This window comes from Bacillus sp. 01N45 (assembly GCF_056399205.1).
The window spans coordinates 12,933-25,692 of sequence record NZ_JBFTQW010000016.1; the positions used below are offsets into that span (position 1 = coordinate 12,933).

The window sequence follows — 12,760 nt, forward strand, 5'->3', positions numbered from 1 at the left end:
ATTTGTAAATGAATTGTTTGGAGGTGAACAATTCATGAAGGGAGCTCTTCACTAAAATATGTAGCTCCCATAGTAAACAGATTCATGTATGTTCTTTTAACTAGCTATTATTAGTTTATCTTGTCTTTTCCTTATTATTTCTCCGGTTTTATATAAGGAACAACTTGTGCAGTAACCCCTACAGAAGCACCGCGAATAAAGTCTTGGTTTTCTAATGCCTTAAAGTTTTCTGTTTTTCCTGTTAGCATAACCCCTAAGATTTTCACTTGATCGAATGGTTTGTCCTTGTTTGATTTTAAAAACTTCTGGATATCTTCGTCATGTCCATCGTCATCGTATTGGTTAAGTGAATCAACGAACTCTTTGTACGCTTCTTCAGGGGACTTGTCTGGATTAAATCCGTAAATTGGCATACCAGCGGGTCCTTTACTTTCATCTCCAATTGGTGAGGTCATGTATAACCATACAATGTTTAAGTTGTCTGGAATCTTCTCTTTAATTTCTTGTAGTGTGTAGGGCTGGTTGAAAGAGATAGCAACTTCGGCAACATAGTTGTTCATTTGTGAAACTTCCCCTAATTCATTTTGGACTCCATCAAAATATTCCTTAATAGCGGGATTATAAAATGTTGCAAATTTTTTCTTTGTTTGTTTATCGTACTCATAGAACTCTTTATTGGACCAATAAAAACCAGGCGTTAATTCATTGGAATCGATATTGATACGGATCCAACCATAGGAGCTTGTTAATGTATTCCACGGGACTACGTAACCATTAATATTTTTAGAACGATTTGATATAATGTTGCCGCCAAACATGGATGAATTACTCGTTACTTGAGAGTTAATTTGTACATTCGGTTCTGCAATTGCGTTATGTAAAAAGAGTCGTTCGTGAAGCTTCGTAGAGCTTTTTGCTGCGAAGTAATTGCCAACTTTATAAAGTATAGGGATAAGTATGATTACAACGATCATAGAGGTAATGATACTTTTAAATAAATGTTTCCTTTTAGCTTTTTTTAATGCATCTTTTAAAGAAGTATCCATTAAGATTTTCCTCCTATTTTTGAGTGAACTGCTTTACGTGCACGATGTAACTTTTGTTTGACGCTGTTTACTTGAATATCTAGTATTAGGGCGATTTCCTCATATGAAAAGTTGTAGTAGTACTTTAAAAAGAAAGCTTCTTTATATTCTAGTTTTATATCTTTTAATAGATAGAAAATCTCATCTTTATTTAAAACAGCGTCTAATTCTCGGTCTGTATATTGTAATTTTGAATAAATCTCTTCAGTTAAATAAATGTTTTGTTGCTCTTTTTTCCTTTTCAAGTCAATGTATTCGTTTAATGCGACTCTGAAAAACCATGGACGTATGTTACTCTCGGTTAGATTATCTAGCAATGTGTATACTTTATAGAAGGTATTTTGGATGATGTCTTCTGCATCTTCTTTTATAGCCCCTTTCGCTAATAGTAGTTTGAACACTTCCTCCCCTAAATTGATAAGATAGGAGGTCAATATATTTTCTTTTCCCATCACTTTTCCTCCCTACACTTATACAACGGATAGGTAATGATAAATGTATACACTTAAATTAAAATTTTGTTCTTTATACAAATAGAAAAGGCATATAACAATCATATGTTATATGCCTTTTCTAATATATACTTAGTAATTTATTTAGGTAATGTAAATTTAACTTTTTTACCTTGTGAAATATCTTTAGCTTCTTTATTTCTCATAGGTCCTAACTCAATCTCAAAGCTTTTGTCTTTCCAAATCTTTTCATACTGCTCTTGATCTAAAATATATACTTGTAGTAACTCTCCAGATGTTCCTGTTTTGACTGAAGCATTATAGTCATAATTTAATAGCATACCTTCATTAATCGTATATTGTGTACCATCATTCACTCTTAATGTAGAGCTTATAGGAGATAGTGAAACGTCTTGAGCATCTTTGTTATCAAGCTTGAATTTTACTGTTAACAGAACAAGACCGTTTTTAAAATTTGCAAAGCGTGGAGCTTCGACGGAATTTGGTGTGAATTGAGTGAATTGGTATCCGTCTAATGTAACATTAACAGCGCCTAATTCTTGGCTGTTATTAATACTTGATTTCTCTTTTAACATTTTTTTATCGCCCATGTTATTAGCTGTAGCTTTATCTTGGTAGAAAGTGTTATCTGTTGCAACCTTTTCAGCACCTTGTTTGTTTAAACTTAATGAAAAGCTTCCAGGACTTCCGATTGGAGCATCAAATTTTCCTTTATTAGCTTGTGCAGTTGGGACTGTGACTGAGACTGTTGAGAGACTTGAGATTTTCGCTAGATCATCTTTTCCGAATGGATACGCGATATAACCAGTAATAGTTTCCCCTGCTTTTACTAAGTAATCATTCGTTGGAGCAAGCTTAGTTGGTAGCTGATCTTCTTTTGGAATTAAATCTTTATAGTTACTATACGTTTTCTGCGCACCAGTAAATGACATGTCCAATGCTGGCATATAATAAATATCTTTAGCTGAACTATTTTTTACGCTGTAGTTCACAAGAATAACTCCGCCCTCTGTTTGACGATTAAACGGAATGTCGAAGTTTGTATGGAATCCATTTAATTCAACTAATGTGTAACCGTTCATTGATACTGAAACATCTTCAGCTTTATACACTTGTGGTTCCTTATTTTCAAAAAGAACTTTTGTTTTACCACCTGTTTCTTTTTCCATATAGGAAATCAGCTTAGAGTAATCGCTTGAGCTAGTAGCTGTATTTTCAGGCTTTTTATCTTCAGTTTTTTTATCTTCGGATTTTTTATCTTCAGGTTTATTTTCTTTCGTTGTATCCGTTTTTTCTGTTTTGCTCTCTTTTGTTGTATTTTCTTTTTGTTCTTTATTTGTCGTATCGCTTTGACCACAGCCAGTTATTACAAACGCTGCTACGATTACTGTAGAAAATAAAGAAAGTAATTTTTTTGACATGTTTCTTCCCCCTATTTGTTTAAAACTAGTTGAGTCTGTATAATCAGACCGTTTACAACTCTCACATTAGCCCCACATTTTATTATAAAAAATGTAGCCAGTATTTACCAGTGTTTTTCTAATTATTTTAATTATTTAGTTATTGTAATATATTAAAATTAGTGGAAGATCGCCATGGAATATCGATTTTTATTTTTTTATCATTTGAAATATTACATCATATTGGTATGATAGAAATAGAGATATATGGAAAGGGGACAAGGACTTAATATGTGGATGAGCTTGTAATGATTAGAAACTAGATAGATAAATTTTTCTCTCATAAGTGAGGGTTTATTTAGTTATCTGTAAATCATTCAAGGACTGCATATTCGGTTTGTACATCCCTTTTGTAAGGATAATGTGTAGGGAAATTCATATCTCTTATATAAAGTATGCGTCCTTTAAATTGGAGGAGTATATGATGAATCAATTAAAAAATAAAATAGCAGTTGTTACAGGTGTAAGTCGTCTAGATGGTATAGGCGCAGCAATTTGTAAAGAGTTAGCTGAAGCAGGATACGATATATTTTTTACGTATTGGACAGCGTACGATAAAGAAATGCCTTGGGGCGTTGATCAAAGTGAACAAACACAATTAAAAGAAGAGTTACTAAAAAACGGTGTGAAAGTATCGAGTATGGAGTTAGATTTAACTCAGAATGATGCACCGAAAGAGCTTATAAATAAAGTTACTGAACAACTAGGCTACCCTCATATATTAATTAATAATGCAGCGTATTCTACAAATAATGATTTCTCTAATTTGACTGCTGAAGAATTAGATAAGCACTACATAGTAAATGTTCGTGCAACTACATTGTTAAGTAGTCAATTTGCCCGAGGATTTGATAAGAAATCTGGTGGTAGAATTGTGAATATGACGTCGGGACAATTTCAAGGGCCTATGGTTGGAGAGCTAGCGTATGCAACAACGAAGGGAGCTATTGATGCCCTTACGAGTTCGTTGTCAGCTGAAGTCGCCCACCTAGGTATAACAGTGAATGCAATTAATCCAGGTCCAACTAGTACAGGCTGGATGACTGAAGAGATAAAGCAAGGATTGAAGCCGATGTTTCCTTTTGGTAGAATTGGTGAGCCGAGGGACGCGGCAAGACTCATTAAGTTTTTAGTAAGTGAAGAAGCAGAATGGATTACTGGACAAGTTATTCATTCTGAAGGTGGATTTAAAAGGTAAAAAGAAGGTATCTCACCCTAGTGAGATACCTTCTTTTTTAATCTTTCTTCAATCTTCGTGCAACACCATTTCCTAAAGACTGCAACCCTTGAACGAGGATAATTAAAATAAAGACTGTTGCATACATTACTTCCGGTTCGTAGCGTAAATGGCCGAATCGATATGCTAAATCACCAAGACCGCCAGCACCTACAAGTCCAGCCATTGCTGTTGCGCCAATTAAGCCGATTGTTGCGATTGTTAACCCAAGTACAAGGGAGGGACGAGCTTCTTTCACCATAACGTGCCAAATGATTTTTATAGTAGAAACGCCCATTGCTTGGTAAGCTTCAATAACACCACGATCGACTTCTAATAATGCTGTCTCCATCAATCTTGCGATATAGGGAGCAGTGAAGACGACAAGCGGTACGATGACACCTTGCACACCAATGGATGTTCCCATTAGAAACTTTGTAAAAGGTAAAATAAAGAATAGTAGAATGATAAATGGAAGAGAGCGAATAACGTTAATAATTGTATTAAGAATTGGATAAATGATTTTATTTTCGTGTTGTCCACCAGGTCTCGTTAAAACAAGCGTGACGCCAAGTGGTAGTGCAATAAGGATAGAGATGAATAGTGAAATAGATGTCATTTGAAATGTTTGAATGGTTGCTTCCCATATGACTTTACCCCATTCATCCAAAAAGGACTTGTTTCCCATAATCTGTTCTACCTCCTTCTACGATGATCCCTTGCTCTTGTAAAAATGATAAAGCACGGTCTATTTCAGTTTTTTCACCTTGCATATGAATAATCAGTTTCCCATATGCTTCATGTTTTAGCTGTGTAATATTACCGGATAAAATATTCGGATACACTTGGAAACGTTTTGTAGCAACAGCTAATGCTGGCTCTCCTGAAGCATTCCCTATAAAGGAGAGAGTTACAATTTCACCGGTAGTTTGTAGTTCTTTTTGTACCTCTCCTGGAATTTTAGCTGCAAAGGCGCTGTTTACAAATTTTTTCGTTGTTTTATGCTGTGGGTTTGTGAAGATATCCTTCACAGTCCCGCTTTCAACTACTGCTCCATGTTCCATAACAGCAACTCGGTCACATATACGCTGGATAACATTCATTTCATGTGTAATTAATAAAATTGTGATCCCGATTTCTTCATTAATCTTTAATAATAGGTCGAGAATAGAATCAGTTGTTTCTGGGTCTAAAGCGCTTGTTGCTTCGTCGCTTAATAACACTTCCGGTTCATGTGATAGTGCACGTGCAATGGCAACACGTTGCTTCTGGCCGCCAGAAAGTTCGCTCGGATATGCATCTTTTCGGTTAAAAAGATCGACAATACGTAAATACTTTTCTACCCTTTTTTCAATTTCATTTTTGGGAAGACCAGATAGACGTAACGGTAATGCGATATTTTCATAAACTGTCACAGTTTTAAGTAAGTTGAATCCTTGAAAAATCATTCCGATTTTTTGTCTCGATTTTGCTAGTTCATTTGCTGATAAAGTTGTTAAGTCTTGGCCGTTTACAATGATATTTCCTGTCGTTGGTTTTTCTAATAAATTTACACATCGAATTAATGTACTTTTACCAGCGCCACTATATCCAATGATTCCAAATACTTCGCCCTTTTTTACTTGAAGGGAAGTAGGTTTAAGAGCTTCTACATTCCCTTTTTTTGTTGTAAATACTTTGGATACATTTTTTAATTCAATCATTATCGTCAGCTCCTACCAAGATGGTAAAACTGAACCATCAAATTTTTTCTCGATAAATTCTTTTACTTCTTTAGATTGATAAGCTTTCTTTAATTTATTTACAACAGCATCATCTTTATTTTCAGTACGAACAACGACCCAGTTTACATATGGTGAATCCTTTCCTTCACGGAAAATAGAATCTTTCGCAGGGCTTAATTTTGCACCTAATGCAAAGTTTGTATTAATTGCAGCTGCTTTCACTTCACTTAGTTGTGTCGGTAATTGAGATGCCTCTAATTCAACAATTTTTAATTTCTTTGGGTTTTCAATTACATCTTTCGCAGTCGCTTTTTCTGTAGCCTTTGGATCCACTTTTAAAACGCCTGCTTTTTCAAATAGTTTTAAAGCTCGAAGTTCATTCGTTGGATCATTTGGTACAGCGATTGCGTCGCCCTCTTTTAAGTCTTTTACATCTTTTATGTCTTTAGAATATACGCCCATAGGGAATGTTACTGTTGAAAATACTTCAGTTAATTTCATATTGCGTTCAGCTTTAAATACGTCTAAATAAGATTTCGTTTGATAGCTATTTACATCGAGGCTTTTTTCATCTAAAGATACGTTCGGTGCTACATAATCATTAAATACTTTTACATCAATTTCGAGACCGTCTTTCGCTGCCACTTCTTTTACCTTTTCAAAAATTTGTTCATGCGGTCCACCCGTTACACCGACAGTAACCTTTTTCTCATCTAATGCTTTTACCTCTTTATCAGAATTAGCACCACATGCACCTAACAATAATACAGCTCCACTTACAATGCTCAATAATACTTTTTTCATCTATAGTTCCCCCTTCATATACGTTCCAAAATAAAAAGCACCTCTCAAAAATAAGAGAGGTGCCGAATAGACAAAATAGGTTTCTCTCTTATCTTCCAAAACGAAAACTCGTTTTGCAGGAATTAGCACCTTAGCTTATACGTCATAAGCTCGGTTGCCGGGCATCATCGGGCCAGTCCCTCCGCCACTCTTGATAAGAGTATGTGTATGTAGTTTTTTAATATGGTACTAATAGTAAATCTTACAAATAGAATTGTCAATATTATTTTCTGAATATATTTTATTTTAAGGTAATGGAAACATTCCCTTTTTTATGTCCCTTTTCCACATGCATATGAGCTTCAGCAATTTCTTCTAATCGGTAAGTTCTATCAATAACGGGCTTTAGTTTTTCCGTTTCGACTAGTTTTTTTAATAGAATCATATCCTCTTTACTTACCTTGGCCATCATTCCATTAACAGATACATATTTTCCATTGGATGTTAATGTATTTGTACAAAGGGATTTTTTATACTTCCCAACTGCATCAAATATAATATCGTAGCGCTCGCCCGGCTTAGTAAAATCTTCTTTCGTATAATCAATTACTTTATCAGCTCCTAAAGATTGAACGAGTTCAAAATTTGAATTACTACAAACAGCCGTAACGGTCGTACCGAAATATTTAGCAAGTTGTACAGCAGCTGTTCCTACTGATCCGGAGGCACCATATATGAGCACTTGTTGCCCTTTTTTTATACGGCCCTTTCTCAGGAAATGCAATGCTGAAGTTCCACCAAAAGGAATAACTGCCGCTTCTTCATACGTCACATTGGTAGGTTTTAATGTTATTAATCCACTTTCATGTACACATGTATATTCAGCATAAGCACCAGCATGAAGGCCAGTTAATGCAAAGATAGGATCTCCCTCTTTAAATTGAGTTACATCTGTTCCTATTTCTTCGATTTCACCGGATAACTCTACGCCGAGTATAGGGTTTCTCGGTTTTCTGAAACCTAATATGATCCGCATAGGAATCCAAAATAAGAGGGGACTATTAAAACCGCGTATTCTACAATCTCCAGTCGATACACTTGTTGCGTGAATTTTAATTAATACTTCGTTCTTTTTAGGTGTAGGTTTCTCTATATTTTGAAGCTGAAGAACGTTAGGTGGTCCATACTGTGTGCAAATGATCGCCTTCATAATGACCTCCTGAAATGAGTTGTTGTTATTTACATCATATTTAAAACCTTCATTAAACATGTCGCTATATAGCGAATATAGATTAAAAATTATATAGATTTCATAGGAAAAGAGGTGATATTATTTTGGGAAAGGGGGCGACATTATGAAAAAAATTATTTTTGTTTCAAGTTTAGTACTTGCAATCAGTCTAGGGGTAGGGTGTAGTAATGAGAAAACAGCAAAGACGGATGAACCGAAAAAAGAATCAGTTCAAAAAGAAAAAGAATTAGCAGCGAAGGATGTTTTCAAGAAAACGAACGAAGCTTTTAAAAATGAAGAGCATGTAACGATGACATATGGTGTAGGGGTAAAAGCTGAGGGAACAGAGATGGATATATTAAAGGCTAAGATGCAATTAGAGCCAAAGACAAAGAATTCTCGTTCTGAAATGAATATTTCCGGTACAGATGTTGTAGTGTATACTGTGGATGGTAAAGTTGCTGGTGAGGTAAAAAACCCTAATACAGGAGAAGTTATAACCGTACCAGAGGAGCAATTAAACGCTGGTGGAATGAAAGCGACTCAAGATATTATAGATAAGTTAGAAGTACCAGCAGTAGTTTTAGATAAAATGAAGATGGAGAAAAGCGGAGATAAATATAAACTGAAATTTACATTAAAAGGGCAAGAAGCAGAAAGTATGTTAACTAGCATGGATGAAACACAGAAGAAAATGTTACAAGCACAAAATGCGAAGATAGAAGAAGTGGATGCAGAATATATCATTACAAAAGATTTTAAATATGAATCAGCAAAGATAGACATGATTATGAGTAGTAACGGCAAGGATAAAGCACACATTATTACGAACGCAAAATATACGTCGTACGAAAAGTTTGACCCAATACAATTGCCGGCAGCAAAGTAATAGTTTTGATGAGGGGGGACCTAAAATAAGGTGCCCTCTTTTTTGTATACTTTCTTCATAGGAAAATAGGTACAATATGAAGAGGGAAAACTGTAGAAGAGGAGAGTGTCATTTGAAAAAAAGAAAGATAGCGGTGGTCATTGTGGCTTATACAGTGTTGCTTGCAACATCTGTAAATACATATAAAGAGCAACTAAAGCACCCTATTATGAGCGATGTAGGAAAGTTGCTTCCGACGAAAATTAAACGTGTTGAAAATGCTGAGGATGAACGTTCATTAAAACAGGTAGTGAAAGATGCAAATACTTCCGGAGAGAAAATTTCCATTGCAGGTATGCAACATAGCCAAGGAGGACAGACGTATTATCCGAACGGCACGATGCTTGATATGAAGGGGTATAATAAAATATTAGAATTTGATCCGGAGGAGAAGAGGATTAGGGTGCAAAGCGGTGTCACATGGAATGACATTCAAAAGAAAATCAATCCATATGGTCTTGCGGTTCAAGTAATGCAATCTCAAAATATTTTTACTGTTGGTGGTTCATTAAGTGTGAATGTACATGGGCGTGATATTCGTCATGAAGCATTGATTGATACAGTAGAGTCATTCAGATTGTTAATGGCAGATGGTACGGTACGTAATGTAAGTAGAGAAGAAAATGCAGAGCTATTTCCATATGTCATAGGTGGTTACGGGTTATTTGGTGTCATTTTAGATGTGACATTAAAGTTAACTGATGATGAATTATATGAAATGCATACGAGAATGATAGATTATAAAGAATACACATCTTATTTCAAAGATAAAGTGAAAAGAGATGAAAATGTTCGTATGCACTTAGCCCGTATTTCTGTTGCCCCCAATTCATTTTTAAAAGAGATGTATGTGACAGATTATACATTGGCGAAAAATCAAAATATGAGGGAAGAGTACAGTGAATTAAAAGAGGAAACTATTATAGCTGCACCGAAATTTTTACTCGGATTATCCCGTTATAGCGATTGGGGAAAGAATACATTTTGGGATATACAAAGAAGTTATTTTGAGCGTACAGATGGAGCGTATGAGACGCGAAATAATGTTATGAGGTCAGATAGTGCCTTTATGGAATATGAAAATCCGAATAGAACAGAAGTGTTACAAGAATACTTTGTGCCTATAGATTTCTTCACGGAATACATAGATGATTTACGTAACGTATTAAATGAAGAAGAGTTTAATTTGCTCAATATTACGATTCGTTATGTGGAAAAGAATGAAAATGCAGTTTTATCCTATGCGAAAGATGATATGTTTGCGCTAGTTCTTTTAATTAACCAAGGACGCTCAGAGGGTGAAATAAAGAAAACAGAAGATGTCATTCAGAAAATGATTGATGTTACTTTAAAACATAATGGTAGTTATTATTTACCGTACTATTCGTATCCAACGAAGGAGCAGTTAAAGAGGGCATATCCTCGTATAGAAGAATTTCTTCAGAAGAAAAAAGAAGCGGATCCAAAAGAGAGATTTGTGAATTTATTTTATAGGGAGTATACGAAATGACATATAGAAGATTTGTAGCGTCACAAAGCATAATTATGATGGCGGGAAGTATGGTATTTCCTTTTTACATTCTATTGCTTCGGAATGTTGGGAATAGCTTCTCGCAGTTTGGCTGGGCGTATGGCTTATTTGCTTTAACTTCAGCACTTGTATATCCATTAGTAGGAAAGATGTCTGATCGAGTAGGCGATCAAAAATTATTAATTATATATGCTTGGTCCATGGCAATATTAATGCTTTGTTTCCCGATTGCCACGGAAGTCTGGCATGTGTATATTCTTCAAATTGTAATGGGAGTTTTAGGTGCTGTGCAGCGTAATACCGAGAAGACGTCGTTAGCACGAAAGGTTGTGCAAGAAAATGCTGGTTATGAGATTGGAAAATATCATGTGTGGACATCGATTGGAGGAGCAATAGCAATTATTGCAACGGGATATTTAGTAGATTTCTTTACGATTGGCACCATTTTTTATATTGCATCTATCTTATATGTAGTGAGTGGGATTGTATTAAGTAGTAAAAAAATATAATCATCCCCATTTTTACCTGAATACCCTTTATTTGTTATACTAAAAGGGAAAATAAAAGAAAAGGGGACATTGCCTTTGATGAAATTTTTAATTTTAGCTATTCTCACTTTGTTTTTGATTCCATGGACAAGAAGCGGTAGTAAACTTCGAGCAGTGGATAAGAAAGGGGATGAGAAGGTTGTAAAGGGTAAGAAATCATCCATTTTAGTTATTCCTGTATTATTTTGGATAGGTATTGCAATTTATGAATATCTTTGGCTAATCGATGATCGAGCAGATTCGATTCTTACTCATTATGCCGTTGCAGTAGCAGTTTTAATTGGGCTTGTTTTATTTTCACAAAATCAAATAGGGAAATTAGAAGGTACGTTAAAGGGACTTCTAATGTTTGTTTTACTCGCAAGTTACGGCTATTTTGGTTATTTACACGATATAGTAATCACGCAAAAAAAATATGATTCTGTTGTGAAGATCGAGAAAGATATTTCAGAGCCGTTTACTGAAAATGATCAACCGTTTACAGTGCCGCCAAAGACAGCGGAGAATAAAATGAAAAAAGTATTTGGGGATATTCCGAAAGTAGCTTATTTTGAGCTAGGGGAATTAACGCCACAAATGGTAAATGGTGAGGCTTTATATGTAGCACCGATTGAAGTTTCAGGCTTTTTTAAAGCACGTAAAGCTGAGACAATTCCAGGGTACGTAACGATGTCAGGTACGAATCCTGATGCGGAAGCGAAACTGCATCTTGGTTATAAAATGAAATATGTGCCGAGCATGTTCTTCGGGAATAATTTAGAGCGTGTTGTAAGACAAGCAGAACCAAATCTAATCTTTAAAGGGAAACCTAAATTTGAAGTGGATGATAAAGGGAAACCGTATTATACAATGACGTATGGTGAATTTATTTCAGGAAGATCTGGATTTGAGGTAGAGGGCGTTGTAGTAGTAGATGCACAAACAGGTGAAGTGAAAAGATATGATAAAGGAAAAGCGCCTAAATTTGTTGATGGTGTATTAAATCACGAGACCGCATCTACATTAAATACATACTTCGGTAAATATATTCACGGATTTTGGAATACGAAATTCTCGCAAACGGATATGAAGATTCCGACTGAGTGGGGAACGAAAGAAGGAGTTACACCAATTTTCGGTAAGGATGGAACGTTATATTACTTTACTGATTTCACCTCTCCAAAAGAGGGAGTAGATTCTGCGTTAGGTTACTCGCTTATCGATGCGCGTACAGGTAAGTTGTATTACTATAACGGAAAAGAAGTGAAGGGGATTATGGATGGTTCAGCTGCTTCGGAAGTAGTGGATAATTCCTTTAAGAGAGAGAAATGGCATGGAACGATGCCGGTTATTTATAACGTGTATGGTAAACCTTCTTGGATTGTACCTGTTATTGATGACGGGGGATTAGTACGTGCTCATACAGTTATCTATGCTTCTAATGCGAAAATATTTGCAACAGGTTCGACGCAAAAAGAAGCGCTTGAGAATTATAAAAATGCGCTGAGTGGAAGTGGAGATTCATTTAGACCGACTTCAAATGGTAAAGAAGCACAAAAAGAAGCCGTTGTACAACGTGTATATAAAGAAAAATCAGGTGAAAATACAATTGTGTATGTACTGTTAGAGAATGAACAAAAAGTATTTATGATACCGGTGAAGAAATTCCCATATGCTATGTTTACAGAAGTGGGAGATCCAATTCAAATCACATATTTAGATACAGGAGAGGCGATGTCTTCCGTATCTAAATTTACAAATAGCAATTTGAAAAAGTAAAGCGATAGAAATTCTATCGCTTT

Annotated in this window: 12 protein-coding genes and 1 riboswitch; of the genes, 5 read left to right on the forward strand and 7 right to left on the reverse strand. The window is 35.3% G+C overall.

Translation table 11 applies throughout. The features are described 5' to 3' along the window. Positions 1-134 precede the first annotated feature (134 nt). The 3 genes from AC1DMU_RS26210 to AC1DMU_RS26220 form a co-directional block, all read right to left on the reverse strand. Positions 135-1,046 (reverse strand): sigma factor regulator N-terminal domain-containing protein, encoded by a 912-nt coding sequence (locus AC1DMU_RS26210; RefSeq protein ID WP_088061683.1) that lies wholly within the window; start codon positions 1,044-1,046, stop codon positions 135-137. Further along, positions 1,046-1,537 carry an RNA polymerase sigma factor gene (locus AC1DMU_RS26215; protein ID WP_088061685.1) on the reverse strand — a complete coding sequence of 164 codons (492 nt, stop codon included), beginning with the start codon at positions 1,535-1,537 and terminating at the stop codon, positions 1,046-1,048. Before AC1DMU_RS26215 ends, AC1DMU_RS26210 begins: the two co-directional genes overlap by 1 nt. Before the next feature lie 140 nt (positions 1,538-1,677). After that, the gene (locus AC1DMU_RS26220; RefSeq protein WP_088061687.1) at positions 1,678-2,979 is read right to left on the reverse strand and encodes a DUF5068 domain-containing protein; all 1,302 of its coding nucleotides are present in this window, start codon (positions 2,977-2,979) and stop codon (positions 1,678-1,680) included. Between the two features lie 460 nt (positions 2,980-3,439). Between AC1DMU_RS26220 and AC1DMU_RS26225 the strand changes: the two genes are divergently transcribed. Then, positions 3,440-4,216, forward strand: coding sequence for an SDR family oxidoreductase (locus tag AC1DMU_RS26225; RefSeq protein WP_088061689.1), 777 nt, complete (start codon positions 3,440-3,442; stop codon positions 4,214-4,216). A gap of 37 nt (positions 4,217-4,253) precedes the next feature. Here the strand turns inward: AC1DMU_RS26225 and AC1DMU_RS26230 are convergent, their stop codons facing one another. The 4 genes from AC1DMU_RS26230 to AC1DMU_RS26245 all read right to left on the reverse strand — a co-directional run bounded on the left by AC1DMU_RS26230 (position 4,254) and on the right by AC1DMU_RS26245 (position 7,951). After that, positions 4,254-4,922 (reverse strand): methionine ABC transporter permease, encoded by a 669-nt coding sequence (locus tag AC1DMU_RS26230; RefSeq protein WP_088061690.1) that lies wholly within the window; start codon positions 4,920-4,922, stop codon positions 4,254-4,256. Next, a complete protein-coding gene (locus AC1DMU_RS26235; protein ID WP_088061692.1) occupies positions 4,897-5,937 on the reverse strand; it encodes a methionine ABC transporter ATP-binding protein in 1,041 nt (346 codons plus the stop codon). Before AC1DMU_RS26235 ends, AC1DMU_RS26230 begins: the two co-directional genes overlap by 26 nt. Positions 5,938-5,949: 12 nt before the next feature. After that, positions 5,950-6,762: a MetQ/NlpA family ABC transporter substrate-binding protein gene (locus AC1DMU_RS26240; protein ID WP_088061693.1), complete on the reverse strand. Its 813-nt coding sequence runs from the start codon at positions 6,760-6,762 to the stop codon at positions 5,950-5,952. Between the two features lie 85 nt (positions 6,763-6,847). Beyond that, a riboswitch (SAM riboswitch) is annotated at positions 6,848-6,962 on the reverse strand. Positions 6,963-7,042: 80 nt separating this feature from the next. After that, entirely contained in the window at positions 7,043-7,951 is a 909-nt protein-coding gene (locus AC1DMU_RS26245) for an NAD(P)-dependent alcohol dehydrogenase (protein ID WP_087984968.1), read from the reverse strand. Positions 7,952-8,096: 145 nt separating this feature from the next. Between AC1DMU_RS26245 and AC1DMU_RS26250 the strand changes: the two genes are divergently transcribed. The 4 genes from AC1DMU_RS26250 to AC1DMU_RS26265 all read left to right on the forward strand — a co-directional run bounded on the left by AC1DMU_RS26250 (position 8,097) and on the right by AC1DMU_RS26265 (position 12,737). Then, the gene (locus AC1DMU_RS26250; RefSeq protein WP_088061695.1) at positions 8,097-8,861 is read left to right on the forward strand and encodes a hypothetical protein; all 765 of its coding nucleotides are present in this window, start codon (positions 8,097-8,099) and stop codon (positions 8,859-8,861) included. Positions 8,862-8,973: 112 nt separating this feature from the next. Beyond that, positions 8,974-10,410, forward strand: coding sequence for an FAD-binding oxidoreductase (locus AC1DMU_RS26255; RefSeq protein WP_097891797.1), 1,437 nt, complete (start codon positions 8,974-8,976; stop codon positions 10,408-10,410). Next, on the forward strand, positions 10,407-10,940 hold the full coding sequence (locus AC1DMU_RS26260; RefSeq protein WP_048567287.1) for an MFS transporter: 534 nt from the start codon (positions 10,407-10,409) through the stop codon (positions 10,938-10,940). Before AC1DMU_RS26255 ends, AC1DMU_RS26260 begins: the two co-directional genes overlap by 4 nt. A gap of 78 nt (positions 10,941-11,018) precedes the next feature. Next, positions 11,019-12,737, forward strand: a complete 1,719-nt coding sequence (locus AC1DMU_RS26265) for a DUF3981 domain-containing protein (RefSeq protein WP_088061696.1) — start codon at positions 11,019-11,021, stop codon at positions 12,735-12,737. Positions 12,738-12,760: the final 23 nt, after the last annotated feature.

What these genes read in the sequence shown, in the direction of transcription:
- AC1DMU_RS26210 (WP_088061683.1), bottom strand. Translation starts at nt 1,046, where the DNA reads ATGGATACTTCTTTAAAAGATGCATTAAAAAAAGCTAAAAGGAAACAT.
- AC1DMU_RS26215 (WP_088061685.1), bottom strand. Translation starts at nt 1,537, where the DNA reads ATGGGAAAAGAAAATATATTGACCTCCTATCTTATCAATTTAGGGGAG.
- AC1DMU_RS26220 (WP_088061687.1), bottom strand. Translation starts at nt 2,979, where the DNA reads ATGTCAAAAAAATTACTTTCTTTATTTTCTACAGTAATCGTAGCAGCG.
- AC1DMU_RS26225 (WP_088061689.1), top strand. Translation starts at nt 3,440, where the DNA reads ATGATGAATCAATTAAAAAATAAAATAGCAGTTGTTACAGGTGTAAGT.
- AC1DMU_RS26230 (WP_088061690.1), bottom strand. Translation starts at nt 4,922, where the DNA reads ATGGGAAACAAGTCCTTTTTGGATGAATGGGGTAAAGTCATATGGGAA.
- AC1DMU_RS26235 (WP_088061692.1), bottom strand. Translation starts at nt 5,937, where the DNA reads ATGATTGAATTAAAAAATGTATCCAAAGTATTTACAACAAAAAAAGGG.
- AC1DMU_RS26240 (WP_088061693.1), bottom strand. Translation starts at nt 6,762, where the DNA reads ATGAAAAAAGTATTATTGAGCATTGTAAGTGGAGCTGTATTATTGTTA.
- AC1DMU_RS26245 (WP_087984968.1), bottom strand. Translation starts at nt 7,951, where the DNA reads ATGAAGGCGATCATTTGCACACAGTATGGACCACCTAACGTTCTTCAG.
- AC1DMU_RS26250 (WP_088061695.1), top strand. Translation starts at nt 8,097, where the DNA reads ATGAAAAAAATTATTTTTGTTTCAAGTTTAGTACTTGCAATCAGTCTA.
- AC1DMU_RS26260 (WP_048567287.1), top strand. Translation starts at nt 10,407, where the DNA reads ATGACATATAGAAGATTTGTAGCGTCACAAAGCATAATTATGATGGCG.
- AC1DMU_RS26265 (WP_088061696.1), top strand. Translation starts at nt 11,019, where the DNA reads ATGAAATTTTTAATTTTAGCTATTCTCACTTTGTTTTTGATTCCATGG.